Origin of the sequence: Flavobacterium sp. 9 (genome assembly GCF_002754195.1) — a bacterium.
In the GTDB taxonomy this organism is placed as follows: domain Bacteria; phylum Bacteroidota; class Bacteroidia; order Flavobacteriales; family Flavobacteriaceae; genus Flavobacterium.
The window spans coordinates 3,069,209-3,092,675 of sequence record NZ_PEEU01000001.1; the positions used below are offsets into that span (position 1 = coordinate 3,069,209).

Here is a 23,467-nt window from a genome sequence, read left to right on the forward strand (position 1 = left end):
AATTAAACCTTTATTCTGCTCTTCGTAAAAAATGAAAATCCAGTTGTTTCTTCACTAAATCAGCATTTTTTACTTTTACATAAATTTCATCTCCCAATTGCAATACACTATTTGAAGTTGCTCCAACTAAAGCATATTGCTTTTCATCGAAAGTATAATAATCATCTTTTATTTCTCTGATTCTTACCATTCCTTCGCATTTGTTAGAAACAATTTCAACATAAATTCCCCATTCAGTAACTCCGGAAATAACTCCAAGAAATTCTTCGTCCTGGTGATCCTGCATGTATTTAACCTGCATGTATTTAATACTATCGCGTTCAGCATTTGTTGCTAAACTTTCCATATTCGAACAATGTAAACACTTTGTTTCATAAACTTCTTCATCTACAGAAGCGCCATTATCTAAATAATATTGCAGTAAACGATGTACCATAACGTCTGGATAACGACGAATTGGCGAAGTAAAATGGCTGTAATAATCAAAAGCTAATCCGTAATGACCAATGTTTTCTGTCGAATATTTGGCTTTACTCATACTTCTAATAGCAAGAGTATCAATTAAATTTTGTTCTTTTTTACCGTTTACTTCTTCCATCAAAGCATTCAATGATTTCGAAATATCTCCTTTGTTTCTAAAATCTATTTTATAACCAAATTTAGCAATTACGGTTTGCATTGCAATTAACTTGTCTTCGTTTGGTTCATCGTGAATTCTGTAAACAAATGTTTTCTTCTGTTTTCCAATGTATTCAGCCACTTTTCTATTGGCCAAAAGCATAAATTCTTCAATAAGATGATTCGCATCTTTAGAAACTTTAAAATAAACTCCTTCTGGTTCACCTTCAGCATCAAGATTAAACTTTACTTCGACTTTATCGAAAGAAATAGCTCCATTTGCCATTCTTTTCTTTCTTAGAATCTTAGCCAATTCATCTAATTTTAAAGTAGCATTTGTAATTTCATCAGAAACGGTATAAGATTCTCCGGTAATTGAAATATCAACAGGAATCGTACTATCTTTTGTTTCAATGATGTATTGCGCTTCTTCATAAGCAAAACGCTGATCTGAATAAATAACAGTTCTACCAAACCATTGGTTAATAACTTTGGCTTCTTCTGAAACTTCAAAAATGGCTGAGAATGTATATTTCTCTTCATTTGGACGAAGCGAACAAGCAAAATTAGATAATACTTCAGGAAGCATTGGCACTACTCTATCGACCAAATAAACTGAAGTTGCACGTTGATAAGCTTCATCATCAAGGATTGTTCCTTCTTCAAGATAATACGAAACATCGGCAATATGAATACCAATTTCGTAATTTCCATTCTCTAACTTTTTGAAAGACAATGCATCATCAAAATCTTTTGCATCTTTTGGATCTATCGTAAACGTAAGTGTATCACGCATATCACGACGTTTTGCAATCTCAGATTCCTGAATCGAAGTATCTATTTTTTGTGCATAAACCTCTACTTCTACCGGAAAATCTGACGGTAAACCATATTCGGCTAAAATTGCATGGATTTCAGTATTGTGTTCTCCTGGTTTTCCTAAAACTCTTATAACAGATCCAAACGGACTATCAGCTCTTTTTGGCCAATCTTCAATGGTAACTAAAACAACATCACCATTTTCTGCTTCTCCAATTTTATCTTTAGGAATAAAAATATCGGTATACATTTTAGGATTTGCGGTAGATACAAAAGCAAAATTTGCCTGAATATCTATAACTCCTACAAATTCTGTTTTGTTTCTTTCTACAACTTCAACAACTTCACCTTCAGGTCTTTTCCCTTTTCTTCGGTTATAAACATAAACTTTTACTTTGTCTTTGTCTAAGGCACGATTCAAATTATTAGTTGGGATAAAAACATCTTCACTAAAATCCGGACAAATAAAATAGGCCGTTTTTCTGCTCGTCATATCAATTGTTCCTTCGTAATAATCCTGACTCTCTGCTTTTACTAAATATTTACCAGGTTCAGTTTCTATAATTTTCTTTGAAGCAGCCAGAATTTTTAAATCTTTTATAATCTGATTTCTGCTTTTTGTATCATCAAGTTCTAACTTTGCTCCTATTTGTTTGTAATTGAATGCTTTATTTGGGCTTTGCGATAAAATTTTTATTATTTTGCTTGAGAAATCTTTCTCATTTTTTATCGGCTTTCTAATTTTCTTACTCATATATCTTTTCTTAAAAAGTTAAAATTACAAATAAGATATCAGATTATAGATTTTAACAAATAAATTATTAAAAATATAACTTTCAAAAGGAGATACTTATTGATTTTCAAAGGTCATTTGTAATTCGCATATTTAAAATTCCTGCTAGCGAAAAACCTTTAGTTATGCTCATTTCGTATCTTTACAAAAAGACGCATTATGGAAAGCTTCAAAACCATTGCAGTATTCAATTATCAGCACGAAACCGTAGTTCTCAAACACTTATTAGAACAAGAAGAAATTCCGTATTTTTTCGAAAACGAAATCACCCTTTCTGTGGCTCCAATGTATTCGGCTGCACTTGGCGGAATCAAACTCAAAGTTCATCCAAACGATTTCGAAGAAGTTCAGCAAATTCTAGACAATCTTAATAACCCACTTAAAATTGTTTAAACTCATCTAATTTTTCAATTTCAAGATTTTTTTTCTTTTTAAAATTTTCAAAGTTGTCAACATATATTAAATACAACAAAAAGAAAAATTTAAATTAAATTAATTTTTGTTTGTTATTATAGCTTGTTAATATGTGCTATAAATTTATTTTTAAAAGCATTGAAATGAAGTTTCTCTTAGTTATCTTGAGTTATCAACATACTTATATTTGGTTAAAAGTCTAATTTATAAGACTTTTTGTATTTTAATTAACAACGGTTAACAACCAAAAAAGTATTCATTTTGTAGATAAGTTCACATGTTGATATTTGTTGAAAATGGCATTTTTGATATTGATAACTTTTCCAAAAATTCATGAAACTTTATTAGGTTATTTCATTCCGGTTTTGGATTAGATTTTTTTTCGACACAACCAAAAAAAACTTCTAATTTTCTATCTCAACTTATTAACAAATAATGTTAACTTAAAGTTAATTGAATATCAACGAATTAGCTTTTACTATTAACATTATAAAATTTTAACAAAATAAATGAATATTATTTATTGATTATGAGATACTTATAGAGTTGTTAATAATGTTGATAAGTGTTAAGTTTTTGATAGCTAAGCAATTGTAAAATAAGGTTTTTTTGTCTCGAATTTCACAAATTTACTCGAATTGAATTCTAGTCTTTAAAACTATTTTTGATTGTTACAAAGAACAATAATTAGTGGTAATTCGTGAAATTAGTGGCTAACTTTTTTCTAAATAGTACACAGCTAAGAAATTCTTTAAGTAAATTTGCATAACACAACTTAATAATACACAAAGATGAAAATTTCGATAGGAAATGACCACGCAGGACCAGATTATAAAAAAGCAATCGTAACGATGCTTAAAGCAAAAGGATATGAAGTAACTAATTATGGTACAGATTCTGAAGATTCTGTTGATTATCCTGATTATGGTCATCCGGTTGCAAATGATGTATCTGAAGGTAAAGCTGATTTTGGAATCGTTATCTGCGGAAGTGGAAACGGAATTGCAATGACTGTTAATAAACACCCGAAAGTTAGAGCTGGTTTATGCTGGACTAAAGAAATTGCTTATTTAACACGTTTACATAACGATGCAAATATTGTTAGTATTCCGGCGCGTTTTACGTCTATTCCTCAAGCAGTTGAAATCGTTGAAACGTTTTTAACAACTGCTTTTGAAGGTGGAAGACACCAAAACAGAGTGAATAAAATCGCTTGTCAATAAAAAGTCAAAAAAAATCGGGTGCTTCGCACCTATAAAGATAAATACACCGGGCGGATTTTTTAAATTCGTCCGGTTTTTTGTTTAAATTGCTTATTTTCAGTTTGTTATAATACTATTTTCGACTTATTAACATTGTTAATATCTATAGTTTTATATCGCTAATTACTTAAAAATAAAGCAATTGTAAAAATATTTACGTTGTTAATAAACAATAGAACAGCAATTAAAATTTGAATAAAAACAATTGCTGAGAATTTTATAATAAAAGAAGATTTACTCGTTTTATGTCTAAAGAAAATCATAGCTGTTAATAAACCTATTGTTCCGCCAATTGCTTCAAAGAAAAACAATGTATTTTCTGGAATTCTACGTTTATTTTTTCTGGCTTGATTTTTATCGTATCCGGCAAGAATAAAAACGAAGATGTTTATAAACAATAGTGATATAAAAAAGACTTTCATGGGTATAAGTATCATGAACAAAGATATTATTTTAGTTGTCTTAAAATTTAGGAAGACAAAGTAATAATGTAATTCACAGTCAATGAGTCCAGTACAATTATTTGAACAAAAAAAAGTAAGAAGTCATTATGATGCTGATAAAGAAATATGGTATTTCTCAGTAATTGATGTGATTAAGATTTTAACAGATAGCCTTAATCCAAGGGATTATTGGTATAAAATGAAAATTAGAGTCAAAACAGAAGAGGGATTTGAACTGTCGACAAACTGTCGACAGTTCAAAATGATAGCTGATGATGGAAAAAATCGACTCACAGATACTGCAGATACTGAAACTTTATTACGCTTAATTCAATCTATTCCTTCTCCAAAAGCAGAACCTTTTAAACAATGGCTGGCGAAAGTTGGTTATGAAAGACTTCAGGAATTGGCAGATCCTTCTCAAAGTTTAGATCGTGCTCGTGAAAACTGGCAAAATTTAGGTAGAAGTGAAAAATGGATTCAGCAAAGAATGACAGGGCAGGAGACTCGTAATAAATTGACTGATTATTGGAAAGAATCAGGAGTAGAGAAAAAAGACGAATTTGCAATGCTTACAAACATTATTCATAAGGAATGGACGGGATTATCAGTAAAAAATCATAAAGAAGTAAAAGGACTAGAATCTCAAAATTTGAGAGATCACATGTCTGATGCAGAATTGATTTTTACTGCTTTGGCAGAACTTTCAACTAGACAAATTGCTGAAAGTGATGAAGCAAAAGGACTTTTAGAAAATGCGAAAGCAAGCAAAAAAGGCGGTGCAATTGCAAAAAATGCAAGAATAGCTTTAGAAGATAAAACTGGAAAAAGTGTTGTAACAGGAGAAAATTTTCTGCCACCAGAGAAAAAAAAGCTGGAGTAAATTTAGAATTAAAAATAATCAAAAGATTTATGTTAGTTTTGATAAATCTAAAACAGTAATATAATAAAACATTTGCAAACTTCTCGAAACACTTTGCATGTTTGCGATTCAAATAAAACAAGAATGACTAATATTCAATTCATTGCCAAGACTGTTCAAACAGCAGCGATTAACATTCAAAACACGGTTAAATTATTAGAGGAAGATTGTACGATTCCGTTTATTTCGCGTTACCGAAAAGATACAACCGGAAATCTTGATGAAGTTCAGATTGAGCAAATTGCAAAACTTCATAAAGAATATGAAGCGATTGTAAAACGTAAAGAAGCAGTTCTTAAATCGATCGAAGAACAAAAATCGCTTACGCATGAATTGAAACAGAAAATTGAGCAAAGTTTTGATTTACAAGAGATAGAAGATTTTTATCTTCCGTATAAAAAGAAGAAAAAAACAAAAGCAGATGTTGCGCGCGAATTTGGTTTAGAACCATTGGCGAAAATCATTATGTCTGAAAATGATGTTGATGTAGATTTTATTTCGACACAATATCTTAATGAAAATGTTATTAACGAAGAAGCTGCGATGCAAGGCGCACGTGATATTGTTGCAGAATGGATTAACGAAAACATTTATGTTCGTAAACAATTAAGACGTTTATATCAGCGAAAAGCAACAATTGGAACCAAAGTTGTAAAAAAGAAAGCTGAAGAAGAAGGAGCACAAAAATTTAGTCAATATTTTGATTGGGAAGAACCTTTAACAAAAGCGCCTTCACACCGTTTATTAGCGATGCTTCGTGCAGAAAACGAAGGTTTTGTTAAGATGAAAGTTGATGTTGATATCGATGAAGCTTATGATGTTATTGACGAAATAATCATTAAAAAACAAAATAGTACAACGGCACATTTGCAATTAGCGATCGAAGATAGTTATAAACGATTATTGAATCCGGCGATTGGAAATGAAACGTTGCAAGAAGCAAAAGCAAAAGCCGATGCAAATTCTATTCAGGTTTTCGCGAATAATTTAGGTCAGCTATTATTAGCGCCGCCTTTGGGCGAAAAACGTATTTTGGCAATCGATCCAGGATTTAGAAGTGGTTGTAAAGTAGTTTGTCTGGACGAAAAAGGCGATTTATTATATAATGAAACTATTTATCCGCACGCGCCTCAAAATGAGGAAGCAATGGCGATCAAGAAAATCCGTTCGATGGTAAATGCGTATCAAATTGATGCAATTTCTATTGGGAACGGAACAGCTTCAAGAGAAACGGAATTTTTCATAAAAAAAATCGCGTTTGATAAACCGCTGCAAGTTTTCATCGTTTCTGAGGCTGGAGCTTCAGTATATTCGGCTTCAAAAATTGCGCGTGAAGAATTTCCTAATTATGATGTAACGGTTCGTGGATCAGTTTCGATCGGACGTCGACTTTCTGATCCTTTGGCAGAATTAGTAAAAATCGACCCAAAAGCAATTGGAGTTGGACAATATCAACATGATGTAGATCAAACTAAACTTAAAGAAGAATTAGATAATACCGTAATTCGTTGTGTGAACTCGGTTGGAATCAATATTAACACGGCAAGTAAACATTTACTAAGTTATGTGAGTGGAATAGGAGAGAAGCTTGCGGAAAATATCGTTCAATATCGTTCAGAAAATGGCCCGTTTGAAGATAGAAAACAGCTAAAAAAAGTGCCTCGCTTAGGCGAGAAAGCGTATCAGCAAGGTGCGGCTTTTATTAGAATTTCAAATGCTAAAAATCCGTTGGATAATTCGGCGGTACATCCAGAGGCTTATCCGGTTGTTGAAAAGATGGCAAAAGATTTGAAACTTTCGGTAAACGACTTAATTGCAAACAAAGAAAAAACAGCCTTAATTAAGGCCGAAAACTATATTACACCTGAAATTGGTTTACTTACATTAAAAGACATCATAAAAGAGCTTGAAAAACCTGGATTAGACCCAAGAAAGTCAGCTAAGGTTTTTGAATTTGATGCAAATGTGAAATCAATCAAAGATTTGAGAACCGGAATGATTCTGCCTGGAATTGTTAATAACATTACCAATTTTGGTTGTTTTGTAGATATCGGAATTAAAGAAAGCGGATTGGTTCACATTTCTCAATTGAAAGCTGGTTTTGTAAGTGACGTAAACGAAGTGGTAAAACTTCACCAACATGTTGATGTAAAAGTTACTGAAGTTGATGAAGATAGAAAGAGAATTCAGTTGACGATGGTTTTGTAAAATTCCAATCCTTCGACTTTGCTCAGGAAGACAAATAAATAAAAACTCCCAAATTAGAATCTAATTTGGGAGTTTTTATTTATGTATAGTTTATAAAAAAGTAAACCCCAAACTACATTGTAATTTGGGGTTTTAATAAGATATATAAATACTTATTTTGTTTCTTCCTCTTCTTTTTTGGCAGCAGCAGGTTGATCGTCTTTAGCAGCGTTTTTGAATTCTTTGATTCCGCTTCCTAAACCTTTCATTAATTCTGGAATTTTTTACCTCCAAAAAGTAAAATCACAATACCTACTATTACAAGGATTTCTGTAAGACCTAATCTTCCCATGATTGTATATTTAATGCCGAAGCAAATTGTTTTCTAAATTGTACCGCAAAGGTATATAGAAATATACGAACAAAAAGTGTTTTTGGATTAAAATATTTGTATTTAGCAACGTTAAATATTTTATAAAATCTTAAATTAAGTATATTCATCAAATTTAAGCTGGCATCAACAAGACTATTAATTATTATATTTGCTTACATAAAGAACCGCAATGGCTAAGAAGAAATTCGATTTTAGGAAAAAATTATTTATCAAAAACCGATTGGTCATTTTGAATGAAGATACTTTTGAAGAGCTTTTTTCATTCAAATTAACGTTGATGAATGTCTTTGTTGTTTTTTCGCTTGGAGGAATATTTTTGATCTTAATAACTACTTTTATTATTGCTTTTACGCCTTTAAGAGAATTTATTCCAGGATATTCTTCTTCTGAATTAAAAAGAAATGCTACAGAATTGGCTATAAAATCTGATTCATTAGAAACGGCTTTAAAGAAAAATGAAGCTTATATAAACGGAATTCAAAAAGTATTAAGAGGCGAATTAGAATATGCTAAATTTAATAAAGATTCGATTTTAGCAGAAGTTGATGAACCTTCAGAAGTAAATATGAACGCTTCAGAAGAAGAAATAAAATTAAGAGAAGAAGTTTCAAAAGTGGAGAAGGAGTCTGTTGACAAAAAGCAAAGTAAAAACAAAAGTGACAAGAAATAATACCATAAGAAATGTCTATTAAATCAGTAGCAGCAAAATTATTTGCAACCAAAATATACTACGATACTTTGGCTTGGTCCAAAAAACCGGTAGAAACTCAACAAGAAATATTCAAAGGTTTAATTAATAGTGCAAGAGAAACCGAGTTTGGCGTTGATCATCATTTTGATAAAATAAAAACCGTTCATGATTTCAAGAAACGTGTTCCAATTCGTGATTATGAAGATTTGAAACCTTATATTGATAAGGTTCGAATGGGCGAAAAAAATATTCTTTGGAAAGGAAAACCATTATATTTTGCTAAAACTTCAGGAACAACTTCCGGCGCAAAATATATTCCGTTGACCAAAGAATCAATGCCGTATCATATCGAAGCATCACGAAACGCGATTCTACATTATATATATGAAACTGGAAATGCTGATTTTGTTGATGGAAAAATGATTTTCTTGCAGGGAAGTCCAATTTTAGTTGAAAAATATGGAATCAAATTTGGAAGATTATCCGGAATTGGAGCACATTTTGTTCCAAAATATCTTCAAAAAAACCGAATGCCATCTTGGGAAACCAATTGTATTGAAGATTGGGAAACTAAAATAGATGCTATCGTCGAGGAAACAATCGAGCAGGATATGACTATTATTTCCGGAATTCCGTCGTGGGTTCAAATGTATTTTGAGCGTTTGCAGGAAAAAAGCGGAGGAAAGAAAATTGGCGATTTATTCAAGAATTTCAACTTGTTTATTTACGGTGGTGTAAATTATGAACCATATCGCGCGAAGTTCGAAAACATGATTGGGCGTAAAGTTGACAGCATTGAATTGTTTCCGGCTTCTGAAGGATTTTTTGCCTATCAGGATTCTCAAAAAACAAAAGGAATGTTGCTATTGTTGAATTCAGGAATTTTCTATGAATTCATAAAAGCCGATGAATTTTTTACTGAAAATCCAAAAAGTTATACAGTTGGCGAAGTTGAAGTTGGCGTAAATTATGCTTTAATTATTTCGACAAATGCAGGACTTTGGCGTTATAATATTGGAGATACTGTTCAATTTACTTCTTTGTTTCCGCATAAAGTTATTGTTTCTGGCCGAATCAAACATTACATTTCTGCTTTTGGAGAGCATGTTATTGCAAATGAAGTCGAAAAAGCGATGAAAGAAGCAACAGAAGGAACTAAGATTGTAATTAACGAGTTTACAGTTGCACCACAAATTAATCCTTCAAGCGGATTGCCGTATCACGAATGGTTGGTTGAATTTGAAACTGAACCGGAAAATATGGACACTTTTGCAGAAGCAATAGACGCTTCAATGAGAAAACAAAATATCTATTATGATGATTTGATCACCGGAAGTGTTTTGCGAAAAGTGGTTGTAACCAAAGTTTCTAAAAACGGATTTCAGGAATATATGAAATCTCAGGGAAAATTAGGAGGACAAAATAAAACGCCAAGATTATCGAATGATAGAAAGATTGCGGATAATTTGAAGTAATTAAAATTGTAAATCTTCATTTAAAATAAGTGTTATCAAATAACAACATGAACAGATTTCAGTCGAATTAACATTTTTAATTCCTAATTTCGTTCAATAAAATATTACCTATTACATCTTCTCAATAGAAGATTTTAAAATAATAAGCATGAAAGAAACCAAACATATATCAAGATCAAGAGCGCAGGAATCATCTGCTGCTATTGAAAAAATGTACATTACAATGCGTCACTTATTTAACCGTGGTTTTTATAAACCAATGGGAGTTTCGGGTGATAGTTTACGTGAATCATTATTAGCATTACGTCCGGAAATTTACGGAAATATAGGCGAAGAAAAGGTAGAACTTAACGGACTTTTGTACGTTATAGAACGTCTTCCGATAGGAATTGAGCAATGCCGATTTATTAATTTAACTTCGGATGAAGGATATTCTAAATCACATTTTCAGGCAATTGTTCCTCCAAAAAGAAGAAGAAATTGTTACCGAATCGATGAGGAACAAATGAATGTTGAAATCACGCGAGGACGTTCAGATATTTATGATATCCTGACGCATTTGACTTTCATTTTTATCGAATCACATAAAATTAAAAATAGAGTTTTGTTAGATGACGGCGGCGAAGTTTCCCGCGATTGGATGAAGCTGGAACAAGCTGTAATGCAGACTAAGAAATTGCCTTTGATTGAAAAAGAAAAAGCAATATCGCACGTTGCAAATATCTTAGGACGTACGTTTGAGGAAGTTTTAGATATTTATGACGCTTTTGGATCTGAGAATGATCCGGATCGTTTCCTGCACGTTATTTATTGGTTAGGAAAATTAGCGATTGAAGAAGTTATTGACAACAACAAAAGAACCATAACTTTTAGTCCGGTTTTAAGAGAGCGTTTAGGACATCATATTCATGGTGAAATTTGGGCAACAAACATCAAGGAAGTTTTAAAGGCTAATAATCTTTTAAAAAGACCAATTCACGTTATTAGTGCAAATATGCACAGTGTAATGAATTCTATTTTTGCAACGCCTTTGTTAAAAACAAAATTCAAGGACAAATCTGATTTCTTTATTTATGAGGAATTAAGTAAATCTGGCGCAAAAGAAATTAGAAGTCATGTAGAAGATTTAGCCCTGAAAAATGGAATGATTTCATTACCGGATACATCAGGAACAAATATCGATGTTCAGATTTTTGATACGGCTAAAATTGACTGGGCAAAAACCGGATTTCCAAAAGCAGAACTTGGCGAAGCGCAACCTGTTATTATTGTAATGGATTATGCTTTTGGTGAGCAAGCTTACGAAACGATCGATGAGCTTTTGAAACCGTATAAAAAAGACACAAAATTAGAAGTAAAATCAGTATCGATAATGGGTAAAGCCGGAATTCTTGAAGGAGGAAAAGGCGACATTATGATCCCGACAGCGCATATAAATGAAGGAACTGCGGATAATTATTTCTTCGAAAATGAATTAACAGGCGCAATGTTCGAAGGAAATGACATTGCCGTTTTTGAAGGCGCAATGGTTACCGTTCTTGGAACATCATTACAAAACAGGGATTTATTGAAATTCTTTCACGAATCGACTTGGGGAGTAATTGGTCTTGAAATGGAAGGTTCTTATTATCAAAAAGCAATACAATCAGCATCAAAAATCAGAAAAAGTGTGCCACACGATATCAAAGTTCGTTATGCTTATTATGCTTCAGATAATCCATTAGAAACTGGAAGCACATTAGCTTCAGGCGGATTAGGAACAACAGGTGTAAAACCAACGTATTTGATTACGATCAAAATTTTGGAACAAATTTTCAACGTAAAATAAAAACAATAAATGAGTACAAAAGTACCCCAGAATAATGAAGATCAAGAAATTGATCTTTTTCTGATTTCAAAAAGTATTGGTCGTTTTTACGATAGAATAAACAGTTCAATTTTTAGATTAATCCAGTTTTTTGTTCGAAACTGGATCATTGTTGTTTCGTTATTTATATTTGGATTCGGATTAGGATGGTATTTAGACTTTAATAGAGAATCATATGAAAATAAAATCATTGTAACACCGAATTTTGGAAGTGTTGATTATTTATATTCAAAGATTGATCTAATTGATTCAAAAATTTCTTCTGGAGATACTGTTTTCTTAAAAAAGGTTGTTGGAATTTCTCATCCTAGTGCAATAAAAAAAATAGAAATTAAACCAGTTTCTGACGCTTTTAAATTTGTAGAAGATAAAGAGCAAAATTTCGAACTTTTAAAATTAATGGCTGAAGATGGTGATATTAATAAAGTGTTAGTAGATAATGTTACAAGTAAAAACTACACTTTTCATACTATTTCTTTTATTTCAGATGAATTAGTTGATGAAAAAGAATTTATAGAACCTTTATTAAAATATTTGAATAGTTCAGAATATTTTAATTCGATTCAAAAAATAGGATTCAAAAACTTGGAACAACAAATTGCTCAAAATGATACTATTATTGCCCAAATAGACAATGTTTTAAATGGGTTTTCAAGCACTGTAAAAAACACTAGTAAAAATGATAAATTGGTGTATTATAACGAGAATACGCAATTAAATGATATCATAAAAACGAAGCAATACTTAGTTAATGAACAAGGAAAAAACAAACTAAAATTAGTAAGTTTTGATAAAACTATTAAGGAAATAAATTCTACTTTAAATATTGAAAACACTAAATTTATTAACGGAAAGCTAAAAATTATCTTACCGTTTTTGTTTATTTTAATCTTCGGTTTTATTTATCTGTTTAGGGCATTTTATAGAAAACAATCTCAAAAAGGTCTTTAGAATTAACGCTCAAAAAATGCTTAAAACAAAATTTTCGGAAACTATTGTTGCAAATAGAAGGCATATTAATTCATCCTTTTTTTTGTTTTCGATTAATTTCGTCAATTTCATTTATCCGTTACTGATTTCTCCTATAATCATTAAAAAATGTGGACTTGAAGGTTTTGGTTTAGTTATTTTGTTTCAGTCTATTTTTATTTTTATTGCTTCAATTACAGATTATGGTTTTAATATTAATGCAACACGAGACGTTACATTAAACGAGAATAATAGAGAATTTGTAAACAAATATTTCTTTACAATAGGTTATACTAAAGCAATTTTATTTATAATAGCTCTTTTATTTTCAATAGCTATATATGCTTTTTTACCAAAGGCAAATGAGTATTCATTTTTATATTTCTCATCGTTGTCAATATTAATTGGCAGAGCTTTTAACCCATTATGGATATTACGGGCATTGCATAAAATCAAATATTTTTTTTATTTTTTTATGGTGAGCAAAGGGGTAAGTTTTTTAATAATTTGTTTTTTTCTCAATGATATAACCAATTTGTTTTTAGTGAATTTAACAATTGGATTATCTGATTTTTTAACTTGTTTTTTTTCAGTTGTTATCTTGTTTTTTAGATTGAATTGGCGTTTTTATAAACCAAATTTTTTAGCTATTAAGAATGAAATAATAACAGGATCTACCATTTTTATTCAAGTTATTTCTATTAATGCAAATGCTTATCTTAATCCTATGATTTTGGGATTATTTGTAAACGAGTATGCTTTGGGTATTTATTGCGTGGTCGAAAAAATTATATTGGTCATTAAGTTTTGTGGTTCTTTTATAATTCAAAGTATTTTTCCAAAAGCTTGTGAATTGGCTGCCAAAAGTATCTTTGATTACAAATTATTCGCTCAAAAACTATTTATCTTTTTATTAATCTCAATGATCGTAGCAGGACTATTCCTAACTGGTTTTTCAGATTTGATAGTCTCTTATTTTTTAAAAACCAACAGATTAGCGTGTAGCAATTTTTTAATTTATAATGCCTGGATTCCTTTAGTTGTTGCTTTGAACATGGTTCCATATATGACTTTTATGGTTTTTAACAATCAAAAAAAAATAACCTTTATCATGATATTTTCTGTATTATTGAATGTAGTTGTAAATGGATTTTTATCAAAAAAATTCGGAATCTACGGTATGGCAACAGGAATTTATATTACAGAATTCTTTATTTCGATATCTTTATGGGCAATTTTAATGTTGAAATTTCCAAAACTTAACTTTTTAAAAAATGATAAACAAGCTTAATATTGGCTGCGGAAATGATATTAAAGAAGGATTTGTAAATTTAGATATAGTACAATTACCTGGTGTTGATATAGTTTGTGATATTGAAAAAAATCAACTTCCATTTGAAGACAACTTTTTTGAATATATTTTATGTTACGATGTTTTAGAACATGTCGAATATATAAAAGTTTTAAAAGAAATTCATCGGATTTTAAAACCCGGAGGAATTGTAGAAATTAGAGTTCCGCATTTTACATCGAGTAATAATTTTATAGATCCTACACATAAGAAAATGTTTTCGTTTAGAACATTCACTTTTTTTATTGATAATATTCGCTATAATCGTAACTATTATTTTGATTTTCAGTTTAGCGAAATGTTGTATTCAAAAATAACGTTTATGCGTAAAAACCCTTTAAATTGGCCATTTCTTATTTGGGTTAATATCAATGACACAACCAGAAAAATATACGAAGAAACATTTTTGCGCAATTTTGCCCCCGCATATAATGTTGAGGTGAAACTTAAAAAGTAAAAAAGAGAAGCTCAATTATAAATCGATTTTAGTAAAAAGTGAAAATAAATACAAATAATCTTAAATTGATTTTAACGGTCTGTTTGATTACTTTTTGTATTCAAACGCCAGATGTTAAGTTAGGATTTGTAAAAATTTCTGAGCTTTTATTGTTGTTAATAACTCCATTTCTTTTAAAAAAATCAATCAATAAATTTATATTTTACTTTTTTGTTTTCTTTACTATTGAAATGATTCTTGGTCTTATTATTACTTCGACACATCATTTTGATATTCTTGGACCATCAAAATTTAAAGCGCCTTATGTTATTACTATTGCTCGTTATTTTGAATTAGTTACATGCATTAGTTTATGTATTATTACGTTTAGATTATTTAAAAATAATACAGATCAATCAAAGAAAATCATTGATTATTTAGTGAATTGGAATATTCTCATTACAGCATTCTTCTTTTTGGTATATATACTGGTCAAAATAGGTTTGCTATCGATACAAAATAGTATTGTTGTATATGATACTAATAGATTAAGAGGACTTTATAATGAAGGTGGCCCTTTTGGTTTAATGCTATCTTTTATTTTTATACTTACTTTTTTTCAGCAAAACACTAGATATAGATTTTTTAAGCAATTGTTTTTATTTATAATTATTGCTTTTTTCGCCCGATCTAAAGCAGGAATTTTGTTTGTTGTAATTTGGATTGCATTATTCAATTTTGAGATTTTAAAAAACAAATTAAGAGCCTTTATTTTTCCTATAATACTTGTTTTCTTAGTAGGGTTTTATTTTTTGTTTATGAATGTAAGTTCGATGTATGTAACGGAATTAAATAGGGTAAAACAATCCGTTAAAGAGCGACCTACAGATATTAACTTGATTTTAGGAAGAGTTTCAGGAGTTTATATTGTTCCGAATATGATAGAAGAAAATCCAATTTTTGGAATTGGTCTTGGAAATTATCCTTTATTAAGAAATAATGCCGAGTATCGAAGTTTTTTCCCTAAACCTCCAAAAGAATCTATAGATATTGATGCTCATGGATTTGGTGGAATTATTGATATTATTGTAGAAATGGGAATTCTGGGTTTTTTCTTTTTTATGTTTATCGTTTATGGCGTTTATTACGAAATAAAAAACTTCAATAAAGGAATTGTTTTATTGCTTGGTTTTATATTAATTTATTGTTTTGGTGTACAAATTTACTTTTTATATCCATGGGTGTTAATGGCTATTATTTTGGCCTATAGAAACAATTATATAGATGAAATTAGTAATTGATATTCGGTTAATAAATGCATCTGGTATTGGGACTTATTTAAAGAATGTAATTCCTGGGATTTTACATGTTTTTGATGAGGTTTTAGTATTAGGAAACACTCATGAAATTCAATTTTTTGAGTGGAGTAAAGATGTCAAAATAATTGAATTTAATGCTCATATTTATTCTTTAAAAGAGCAGTTTCAGTATCCATTCATAATTCCGGATTGTGATATTTTGTGGTGTCCACATTTTAATGTTCCAATTTTTCCGGTAAAAGCCCGAAAAATAATTACAACAATTCACGATGTTTATCATTTAACAAACAATGCTTCAATTTCATATTTAAAGAAAAAGTATGCTGGGATGTTGTTTAAAAATGCAATTAAAAAATCAAGTTTAATTTTGACAGTTTCAGAATTTTCAAAAACTGAAATTTTCAAATATACCAATGCTAATTCTCAAAAAGTTGAGGTTGTATATTGTGGTGTTAACAGATTTTTATTTGAAAATTCAAAGGCAGAATACAATCTTAAACTTCCTAAAAATTACATTTTGTATGTTGGGAATATAAAGCCACATAAAAATCTAATCGTTTTATTAAAAGCTTATAAAACGTTATCAGAAGAATTTAAATCAAAATATAAATTAGTTTTTATAGGTAAGAAAGATGGATTTTTAACTCAAGAGAATGATATTCATACTTTCATACAAAGTAATAATCTACAAAAAGATATTACATTTACAGGTTATGTAAATGATTCTGATATTCCGAAAATTTATCATAATGCACAATTATTTGTTTTTCCTTCACTTTACGAAGGCTTTGGATTACCCATTCTTGAAGCACTTGCAACTGGGACAAAAGTGTTAAGTTCAAATGCTGCAAGTTTGCCAGAAATAGGGGGTGAAGCTGTTGTTTATTTTGATCCAAACGATAATGTTGGGTTAGCCAAATTAATAAAAGATAATATTGAAGATTTGCCAAAGAGTGAATTTTTAGTTGCTCAGGGAAATAAACAATTAGAAAAATTTACTTGGGAAAAGTCGATAGAAAAGCATCTAAGTGCTTTCAAAAAATTAGAATGAAACAATTTATTTTACAGTATAACAATTCAGTTGTCTATTTTTTTCTAATGGCAATAGCGCTTTTCCCTGTTTTACCAACGGGAGTTGAAAGCGTTTTAATGTTTAGTGGATTTTTATTTTCGTTGTGTTATTTTTTTTTAGAAGGAAAAAAATTCTGGAACAAAGACAAAACGATACAACTATTATTATTCTCCTCACTATTTTTAATTTTTGCCTTTACATTATTATACACAAGTGATATTAAGACAGGAATTAAGTTTATAATTAGACTTTTACCGACTGTTTTGTTTCCTGCAATTTTTTTGTTTAATGACAAAGATCTTTTGAATGCAAAACAAATTAAAGTAATTACAAATGTTTACTGTTTAGCAGTAGTATTAATTTTGTTTTTCTTGCACATAACTTTGATTAATGAGTTGTACAGTTCAAATTTAAAGTTTTGGGATTTTAGGCAACTTATCGAAAGTAAAATAAAAGTACACGGAACTTATCTGGCCATGTGGGTTGGTTTTGCGATAATTGTTTTAGTTTATAAAATTAAAAATGAAATTGCTTCAAAAAAGTATTTCATTATTTTGATACAATTATTGATCATCGCATATTTTTTCTACTGGCTATACATTATAGGATCCAGAATGCCTTTTGTAGCGACGATTATGGTTTGCTTTTTCTGTTTGTTTAAAAATCTAAAACAAATAATATTCGCTAGTATTTTGTTAATAATCCTGACCTTCATTTTAGTTTCTAAAGTAGATAGAATAGGAGAAAGATTTGAAAAATTAAAAAATTACAATTTCTCTTTCCCAGAAGGAAAATATGAAGATAATTATCCCAATATCAGTAACGAACAAATAAGAAATGGAATCTATTTTTGTAGTTATGAAACCTTAAAACTTGAACCAATTTTGGGTTATGGAGTAGGAGATGTTGATGCTAAATTACAATCATGTTATGATGAAAAATTCACAAATACAGATACTTACAAAGTTATCAGTTACAATTCTCATAACGAGTATTTAAATATAATTTTGTCTTCGGGAATTATTGGGCTTGTTTTGTTTTTATTTTCGCAGTTCTATTTTTTAAGGAAAGCCTTTTATTACAAATTAGGAATTTATATTTCATTTGTATTTTTCATTTTTCTTAATTTTTCTTTTGAGAACATTTTAAGCAGACATGATGGAGTTATCTTTTTTGGATTTTTTAATTCTTTACTGTTTTTTCAAAACAGAAATTTAAATGAAAAAAGCATTAATTAGCGATTGGTATTATGTAAATGGAGGTGCTGAAAAAGTTATCCATTCTATAAATTCAATTTGGAAAGACTTTGATCATTTTGCTTTGATTGATTTTTTGGATGACAATGATCGATCCTTTATTTTAAATGGAAAAAAAGCCAAAACAAGTTTCATTCAAAGATTACCAACAGCGAAACAGAATCATAGAAAGTTTTTGCAACTATTTCCAATAGCAATTGAACAATTTAATTTAAGCGATTACGAATTAATTATTAGTTCTTCTTCTGCGGTGGCAAAAGGAGTTAAGACTCATAAAAATCAATTGCATATTTGTTATTGCCATTCGCCTATGAGATATGCGTGGGATTTGCAGGATCAATACTTAAAAGATTCGGGATTAGATTCAGGTTTAAAAGGATTTTATGCAAAATATGTTTTGAATAAAATTAGAAAATGGGATCTTAAAAACTCAGAAAATGTAGATTATTTTATTGCTAATTCGAATCATATTGCACAACGAATTAAGAAAATATACAATCGTGAATCAACAGTAATTTATCCTCCGGTTGATGTTGATTTTTTTAGTTTAGAAGAACAAAAAGAAGATTACTATTTTACAGCTTCCCGATTAGTTTCATACAAAAAAACACAACTTATTGTTGAGGCATTTAATAAATTACCAAAATTAAAACTGATTGTTGCTGGTGATGGACCAGAGTTTGAAAAACTTCAGAAAATGGCCAAAAGAAACATAGAGTTTGTTGGTTTTGTGGATAATTTAAGATTAAAAAGCTACATGCAAAAAGCCAAAGGATTTGTATTTGCTGCGGAAGAAGATTTTGGAATTATTCCTGTTGAAGCACAAGCGTGCGGAACACCAGTTATTGCTTTTGGAAAAGGAGGAACATTAGAAACTGTTGTTGAAAATGAGACTGGAGTTTTTTTTCAAGAGCAAAATCCTCAAAAGATTAAAGAAGCTATAATTAATTTCGAAAATATAAAATTTGATCCACAAATAATCAGAGAATATGCTATGAAATTTTCGAAGCAACGTTTTGAAAATGAAATGAAAGGATTTGTTGAAGAGAAATGTAAAGTTTTTAAGGCAGGATAATTTCGAAAAGATCAAGTCAAATATATTTTTATAATTTTCAAATCAGTTACATTTGCGATGTATAAATAATTACTATGAAAAGAATACTTATTACCGGAGCAGCAGGATTTTTAGGATCGCATTTGTGCGACCGATTCATTAAAGAAGGCTATTATGTTATTGGAATGGATAATCTGATTACGGGAGATCTTAAAAATATAGAACATTTATTCAAGTTAGAACATTTCGAATTTTACCATCACGATATCACCAAGTTTGTACACATTCCTGGTGATTTAGATTATATACTACATTTTGCTTCACCTGCGAGTCCAATCGATTATTTAAAGATTCCAATACAAACTCTAAAAGTTGGTTCATTAGGAACTCATAATTTGTTAGGATTAGCAAGAGTAAAGAAAGCAAGAATTTTGATTGCCTCAACATCTGAAGTTTACGGAGATCCATTAGTTCATCCACAAACCGAAGAATATTACGGAAACGTAAATACAATAGGCCCGCGTGGCGTTTATGATGAAGCAAAACGCTTTCAGGAATCAATAACAATGGCGTATCATACGTTTCACGGTGTAGAGACCAGAATCGTTCGTATTTTTAATACTTACGGACCAAGAATGCGCTTAAACGACGGTCGTGTAATTCCAGCTTTTATTGGGCAAGCTTTGCGCGGAGAAGATTTAACCATTTTTGGAGACGGAATGCAAACCCGTTCTTTTTGTTACGTAGATGATCAGGTTGAAGGTATTTTTAGATTATTACATTCAGATTACGTTTATCCTGTAAACATTGGAAATCCGGACGAAATCACGATTAAAGATTTTGCCGAAGAAATTATCAAACTAACAGGAACGAATCAGAAGGTAGTTTATCATCCGTTACCAATAAATGATCCTTTGCAACGTCAACCAGATACTACAAAAGCAAAAGAATTATTAGGTTGGGAAGCAAAAGTGAATCGTGCAGAAGGAATGAAAATTACATACGATTATTTTAAATCACTTTCAAAAGAAGAACTTTCAAAAGAAGAACATAAAGATTTTTCAAGTTACATAAAGTAGTAAAAGCATAAAATCCCGAATACATTACAATCTAATGAGCGAATTAGTATCTATTATAATCCCAACATATAATACTGAAAAGTTCATTGGGTTGACTTTACAATCAGTTCAAAATCAAAGTTATCAAGACTGGGAAGCAATCTTAGTTGATGACGCATCTACAGATAAAACAGTAGAAATCATAAAAGATTTTGCTGAAAAAGATAAGCGGATAAAACTCTTTCAACTCGCTAAAAATTCTGGAAACGGAGTTGCCCGAAATATTGCTTTAGAAAAAGCAACCGGAAAATATATTGCTTATTTAGACGCTGATGATTTATGGTTTCCGTCTAAATTAGAAAAGCAGATTCAGTTTTTAAAAGCAAACGATTTGCCTTTTACGTTTAGTTTTTATGATTGTATAGATGAAGAAGGAAACAATCTTAACAGACGAGTTGAAGCTCCATTAAATCTAACTTACAATCAATTGTTTTTTTGCAATTATGTAGGTAATTTAACCGCGATCTATGATTCTGATTACTTCAGAAAAATTGTAATTGAAGCGACACAAAAAAGACAAGATTGGAGATTGTGGCTTACTATTATTAAACAAATCAAAGAAACAAAACCAGTTCCTGAGCCTTTGGCATATTATAGAATAAGAAAAGATTCTATTTCGTCTTCTAAATTCAAATTGATAAAACACAATTTTGGTGTTTACAGAAATTTTCACGGATTTAATTTTGTGTTTTCTGTTTTATTAATGTTCCGATTTTTATTCACTCAATTGATTATTAAACCAAAATATATAAAGAAAGGATAGTATTTCTCTAAGGTCGCAATTTGCGACCTTAGAGAAATCAGTTTTCATTTTTAAACTTGAAGTCGCAATTTGCGACTTTAAGATTTGAATATTCGTCAAGATTGGAGGTCACAAATTGTGACCTCCAATTTTTCAAGTTTTGTCCAGAGAAGTCTAAAGATTATAAATTCTTTAAGATCACAATTTGTGACCTTAGAGAATTTTAGTCAAGATTGGAGGTCGCAATTTGCGACCTCCAATCTTCAAATCCTATTTCGATAAGCTTAAAATAAAATATTATAAAAACTTGAGGTCACAATTTGTGACCTCAAGTTTCTAAGGAGGCAAATTGCAACCTTGAAGAATGTATTATTTTTTATATCCAATTTTTACTCTATTATTTCCATCTTCTTTTTTCTCAGTTAGTTCATCCAAATAAGAAAAGACCAATTCAATATTTTTATCATGATTCTCTAACTTCTTTTGAATCTGAAGTATATCAACTTTTATTTCTGTTGTATCCAAAAGCATTTGTCTCACTTTCGTGAAAATACGCATGATTAGAATATTGGTTTGAATTGCTTTATCACTTTTTAGAATGCTTGATAGCATTAAAACTCCATGCTCAGTAAAAGCAAAAGGTAAATATTTTTGATATTTACCTCTTCCTTTCTCTAAGGTCACAATTTGTGACCTTAGAGAATCGGATTCAATTTTAGTAAGTTCAAACATAAAATCTTCGGGAAATCTTGAAATATTTCTTTTTACAGATTGTTTAAGAACTTTCGTTTCTATTCCATAAAGTAAAGCGAGATCACGATCAAGCATTACTTTTTGATTGCGTATAAAATATATTTTGTTTGAAATTGTTTCTTCAGAAAGCAGAGAATGATCGTCCATGAGTTTTTTATTAGTAAAAAACAAATGTAAGATTTTATTTATATTATAAATAAGATTTAAATTGCTTTAATTTTCCGCGATTTGTTCTTTCCAGAACTGTTTTTCGGGTAAAAGTGAAGTTTAAATTGGGTTCAAGATACAATGTAATAGCTTCTTTTATTTTCTGAATTTGATTTGAATCTAATTCATTTTCAGAAACATATTCAATCTCGAAAGAATCTAATTTTGTTTGTTTGATGATAAATTCTTTGACATTTCCATCATCTTCAATGATGCTTTTGGTTACATAATAAAAGGTCAAACCAGGAGATTTTTTTCCGCTTGGTAAGATTGCAACATCATTTGTTCTTCCAATTAATTTCTTAAGAATTGGTTTTTGTGGCGTACTTTTTTCGTCTAAAATTCCAATATCGCCAATATCATATCTGATAAAAGGATTTGCTTTATTAAAGAGAGAAGTAATCACAATTCGGCCTTCTTTCCCGTAAGGAAGAACATTATTATTATCGTCTAAGATTTCTATAAAAAGCGTTTCTGCGTTAATTTGCCATTCGCCTTGAGGATTTTCAAAAGCAATTAAATCAAGTTCTGATGCTCCATATTCATTGATTATCGGAATGCCAAATTGCTTTTCTAAAAGTTTTTTATCCGATTCAAAAAGCATTTCCGAAGTAACAAAACAAGCTTTTAAGGTTGGACAGATTTCTTTTAATACGATATTTTTCTTTTCTAAATATTTAGCAAATAAAACAATCGAGCTCGTATAACCATTGACATAATCGAATTTTTTCGTTTTGAATTTTTTTAGAAATTTCTCTAAGACTTCATCAGATAAATCGAAAACCGGAAATCGAAAACGACCACTTAAAAAATCTTTAAAACGCTCTTTATGATATCCAATAAAATCCATTGGAATACCATAGAAACGAGCTTGATACGAATGATTAAAATCAATCTCAAACCAACCAAAACGCATAATATTTGATGCCCAGGTTAAGGCGTGAGAATATTTATCTTTTGCAAAAACAAAAGGTGTTCCACTGGATCCGGAAGTTTTGTTGAGGTAAACATTTTTTAATGCATAACCTCTTGAAAGTCTTTCGCTAAGTGGTTTTTGCAAATTTTGTTTGTTCAGAATAGGTAAATCTTCCCATTTCAAATCTGTTTTATTCCCGACTAATTCTTTGTAGAAAGAGTTATTTTCTAAATGAAAAGCGACAATTTCTTCTTTTTTATTCTGCAGAAAAAGAGTGTATTCTTTTTCGGATAAATTTACGATTTGGTTCAATTCGGCTTTAGCTTTCTTTATTGGAAAACCATTTAATTGAAGCGAAATGTCGAAAAGAGAAATCATTTATGGGTTGA

At 30.1% G+C, this 23,467-nt stretch carries 20 protein-coding genes and 1 pseudogene; 16 read left to right on the forward strand and 5 right to left on the reverse strand.

The window, feature by feature from the left end:
• Positions 1–10 precede the first annotated feature (10 nt).
• Entirely contained in the window at positions 11–2,191 is a 2,181-nt protein-coding gene (gene rnr, locus CLU81_RS12540; protein ID WP_099710122.1) for a ribonuclease R, read from the reverse strand.
• A gap of 198 nt (positions 2,192–2,389) precedes the next feature.
• Here rnr and CLU81_RS12545 point away from each other — a divergent pair, with 198 nt between their 5' ends.
• Both CLU81_RS12545 and rpiB read left to right on the forward strand, forming a co-directional pair.
• A complete protein-coding gene (locus CLU81_RS12545) occupies positions 2,390–2,623 on the forward strand; it encodes a DUF2007 domain-containing protein (protein WP_099710123.1) in 234 nt (77 codons plus the stop codon).
• An 812-nt stretch (positions 2,624–3,435) separates the two neighbouring features.
• The gene (gene rpiB / locus CLU81_RS12550; RefSeq protein WP_099710124.1) at positions 3,436–3,867 is read left to right on the forward strand and encodes a ribose 5-phosphate isomerase B; all 432 of its coding nucleotides are present in this window, start codon (positions 3,436–3,438) and stop codon (positions 3,865–3,867) included.
• Positions 3,868–4,025: 158 nt separating this feature from the next.
• Here rpiB and CLU81_RS12555 read toward each other — a convergent pair whose 3' ends face one another.
• Complete coding sequence (locus CLU81_RS12555; protein ID WP_233209699.1) at positions 4,026–4,343, reverse strand: DUF1294 domain-containing protein; 318 nt, start codon at positions 4,341–4,343, stop codon at positions 4,026–4,028.
• A gap of 67 nt (positions 4,344–4,410) precedes the next feature.
• On the opposite strand from CLU81_RS12555, the gene CLU81_RS12560 reads away from it, so the two are divergent.
• Entirely contained in the window at positions 4,411–5,232 is an 822-nt protein-coding gene (locus CLU81_RS12560) for a BRO family protein (protein WP_099710126.1), read from the forward strand.
• A 123-nt stretch (positions 5,233–5,355) separates the two neighbouring features.
• Positions 5,356–7,479: a Tex family protein gene (locus tag CLU81_RS12565; protein WP_099710127.1), complete on the forward strand. Its 2,124-nt coding sequence runs from the start codon at positions 5,356–5,358 to the stop codon at positions 7,477–7,479.
• Between the two features lie 152 nt (positions 7,480–7,631).
• On the opposite strand, the pseudogene CLU81_RS12570 reads toward CLU81_RS12565, so the two are convergent.
• Positions 7,632–7,810: pseudogene (locus CLU81_RS12570) on the reverse strand (twin-arginine translocase TatA/TatE family subunit).
• A 211-nt stretch (positions 7,811–8,021) separates the two neighbouring features.
• Here CLU81_RS12570 and CLU81_RS12575 point away from each other — a divergent pair.
• The 12 genes from CLU81_RS12575 (at position 8,022) to CLU81_RS12630 (ending at position 21,223) form a co-directional block, all read left to right on the forward strand.
• Entirely contained in the window at positions 8,022–8,522 is a 501-nt protein-coding gene (locus CLU81_RS12575) for a peptidase (RefSeq protein WP_099710128.1), read from the forward strand.
• Between the two features lie 11 nt (positions 8,523–8,533).
• The gene (locus tag CLU81_RS12580; RefSeq protein ID WP_099710129.1) at positions 8,534–10,018 is read left to right on the forward strand and encodes a GH3 auxin-responsive promoter family protein; all 1,485 of its coding nucleotides are present in this window, start codon (positions 8,534–8,536) and stop codon (positions 10,016–10,018) included.
• A 148-nt stretch (positions 10,019–10,166) separates the two neighbouring features.
• Positions 10,167–11,846, forward strand: coding sequence for a hypothetical protein (locus tag CLU81_RS12585; protein WP_099710130.1), 1,680 nt, complete (start codon positions 10,167–10,169; stop codon positions 11,844–11,846).
• 9 nt (positions 11,847–11,855) lie between these two features.
• Positions 11,856–12,836: a hypothetical protein gene (locus CLU81_RS12590; protein ID WP_099710131.1), complete on the forward strand. Its 981-nt coding sequence runs from the start codon at positions 11,856–11,858 to the stop codon at positions 12,834–12,836.
• A gap of 16 nt (positions 12,837–12,852) precedes the next feature.
• A complete protein-coding gene (locus CLU81_RS12595) occupies positions 12,853–14,145 on the forward strand; it encodes an oligosaccharide flippase family protein (protein ID WP_099710132.1) in 1,293 nt (430 codons plus the stop codon).
• Positions 14,129–14,662 carry a methyltransferase domain-containing protein gene (locus CLU81_RS12600; protein WP_099710133.1) on the forward strand — a complete coding sequence of 178 codons (534 nt, stop codon included), beginning with the start codon at positions 14,129–14,131 and terminating at the stop codon, positions 14,660–14,662. The genes CLU81_RS12595 and CLU81_RS12600 overlap by 17 nt, the downstream gene beginning before the upstream one ends.
• Before the next feature lie 38 nt (positions 14,663–14,700).
• Positions 14,701–15,942, forward strand: a complete 1,242-nt coding sequence (locus CLU81_RS12605) for an O-antigen ligase (protein WP_099710134.1) — start codon at positions 14,701–14,703, stop codon at positions 15,940–15,942.
• Positions 15,926–17,011: a glycosyltransferase family 1 protein gene (locus CLU81_RS12610; protein WP_099710135.1), complete on the forward strand. Its 1,086-nt coding sequence runs from the start codon at positions 15,926–15,928 to the stop codon at positions 17,009–17,011. Before CLU81_RS12605 ends, CLU81_RS12610 begins: the two co-directional genes overlap by 17 nt.
• On the forward strand, positions 17,008–18,270 hold the full coding sequence (locus tag CLU81_RS12615) for an O-antigen ligase (RefSeq protein WP_099710136.1): 1,263 nt from the start codon (positions 17,008–17,010) through the stop codon (positions 18,268–18,270). The genes CLU81_RS12610 and CLU81_RS12615 overlap by 4 nt, the downstream gene beginning before the upstream one ends.
• On the forward strand, positions 18,251–19,363 hold the full coding sequence (locus CLU81_RS12620) for a glycosyltransferase (protein ID WP_099710137.1): 1,113 nt from the start codon (positions 18,251–18,253) through the stop codon (positions 19,361–19,363). The genes CLU81_RS12615 and CLU81_RS12620 overlap by 20 nt, the downstream gene beginning before the upstream one ends.
• Positions 19,364–19,437: 74 nt before the next feature.
• A complete protein-coding gene (locus tag CLU81_RS12625; protein WP_099710138.1) occupies positions 19,438–20,421 on the forward strand; it encodes a UDP-glucuronic acid decarboxylase family protein in 984 nt (327 codons plus the stop codon).
• 34 nt (positions 20,422–20,455) lie between these two features.
• On the forward strand, positions 20,456–21,223 hold the full coding sequence (locus CLU81_RS12630) for a glycosyltransferase family 2 protein (protein WP_099710139.1): 768 nt from the start codon (positions 20,456–20,458) through the stop codon (positions 21,221–21,223).
• Between the two features lie 348 nt (positions 21,224–21,571).
• Here the strand turns inward: CLU81_RS12630 and CLU81_RS12635 are convergent, their stop codons facing one another.
• Together CLU81_RS12635 and CLU81_RS12640 are read right to left on the reverse strand one after the other, a co-directional pair.
• Entirely contained in the window at positions 21,572–22,102 is a 531-nt protein-coding gene (locus CLU81_RS12635) for an ORF6N domain-containing protein (protein ID WP_099710140.1), read from the reverse strand.
• 43 nt (positions 22,103–22,145) lie between these two features.
• A complete protein-coding gene (locus CLU81_RS12640) occupies positions 22,146–23,456 on the reverse strand; it encodes a phenylacetate--CoA ligase family protein (RefSeq protein ID WP_099710141.1) in 1,311 nt (436 codons plus the stop codon).
• Positions 23,457–23,467: the final 11 nt, after the last annotated feature.

What these genes read in the sequence shown, in the direction of transcription:
- rnr (WP_099710122.1), bottom strand. Translation starts at nt 2,191, where the DNA reads ATGAGTAAGAAAATTAGAAAGCCGATAAAAAATGAGAAAGATTTCTCA.
- CLU81_RS12545 (WP_099710123.1), top strand. Translation starts at nt 2,390, where the DNA reads ATGGAAAGCTTCAAAACCATTGCAGTATTCAATTATCAGCACGAAACC.
- rpiB (WP_099710124.1), top strand. Translation starts at nt 3,436, where the DNA reads ATGAAAATTTCGATAGGAAATGACCACGCAGGACCAGATTATAAAAAA.
- CLU81_RS12555 (WP_233209699.1), bottom strand. Translation starts at nt 4,343, where the DNA reads ATGATACTTATACCCATGAAAGTCTTTTTTATATCACTATTGTTTATA.
- CLU81_RS12560 (WP_099710126.1), top strand. Translation starts at nt 4,411, where the DNA reads ATGAGTCCAGTACAATTATTTGAACAAAAAAAAGTAAGAAGTCATTAT.
- CLU81_RS12565 (WP_099710127.1), top strand. Translation starts at nt 5,356, where the DNA reads ATGACTAATATTCAATTCATTGCCAAGACTGTTCAAACAGCAGCGATT.
- CLU81_RS12575 (WP_099710128.1), top strand. Translation starts at nt 8,022, where the DNA reads ATGGCTAAGAAGAAATTCGATTTTAGGAAAAAATTATTTATCAAAAAC.
- CLU81_RS12580 (WP_099710129.1), top strand. Translation starts at nt 8,534, where the DNA reads ATGTCTATTAAATCAGTAGCAGCAAAATTATTTGCAACCAAAATATAC.
- CLU81_RS12585 (WP_099710130.1), top strand. Translation starts at nt 10,167, where the DNA reads ATGAAAGAAACCAAACATATATCAAGATCAAGAGCGCAGGAATCATCT.
- CLU81_RS12590 (WP_099710131.1), top strand. Translation starts at nt 11,856, where the DNA reads ATGAGTACAAAAGTACCCCAGAATAATGAAGATCAAGAAATTGATCTT.
- CLU81_RS12595 (WP_099710132.1), top strand. Translation starts at nt 12,853, where the DNA reads ATGCTTAAAACAAAATTTTCGGAAACTATTGTTGCAAATAGAAGGCAT.
- CLU81_RS12600 (WP_099710133.1), top strand. Translation starts at nt 14,129, where the DNA reads ATGATAAACAAGCTTAATATTGGCTGCGGAAATGATATTAAAGAAGGA.
- CLU81_RS12610 (WP_099710135.1), top strand. Translation starts at nt 15,926, where the DNA reads ATGAAATTAGTAATTGATATTCGGTTAATAAATGCATCTGGTATTGGG.
- CLU81_RS12615 (WP_099710136.1), top strand. Translation starts at nt 17,008, where the DNA reads ATGAAACAATTTATTTTACAGTATAACAATTCAGTTGTCTATTTTTTT.
- CLU81_RS12620 (WP_099710137.1), top strand. Translation starts at nt 18,251, where the DNA reads ATGAAAAAAGCATTAATTAGCGATTGGTATTATGTAAATGGAGGTGCT.
- CLU81_RS12625 (WP_099710138.1), top strand. Translation starts at nt 19,438, where the DNA reads ATGAAAAGAATACTTATTACCGGAGCAGCAGGATTTTTAGGATCGCAT.
- CLU81_RS12630 (WP_099710139.1), top strand. Translation starts at nt 20,456, where the DNA reads ATGAGCGAATTAGTATCTATTATAATCCCAACATATAATACTGAAAAG.
- CLU81_RS12635 (WP_099710140.1), bottom strand. Translation starts at nt 22,102, where the DNA reads ATGGACGATCATTCTCTGCTTTCTGAAGAAACAATTTCAAACAAAATA.
- CLU81_RS12640 (WP_099710141.1), bottom strand. Translation starts at nt 23,456, where the DNA reads ATGATTTCTCTTTTCGACATTTCGCTTCAATTAAATGGTTTTCCAATA.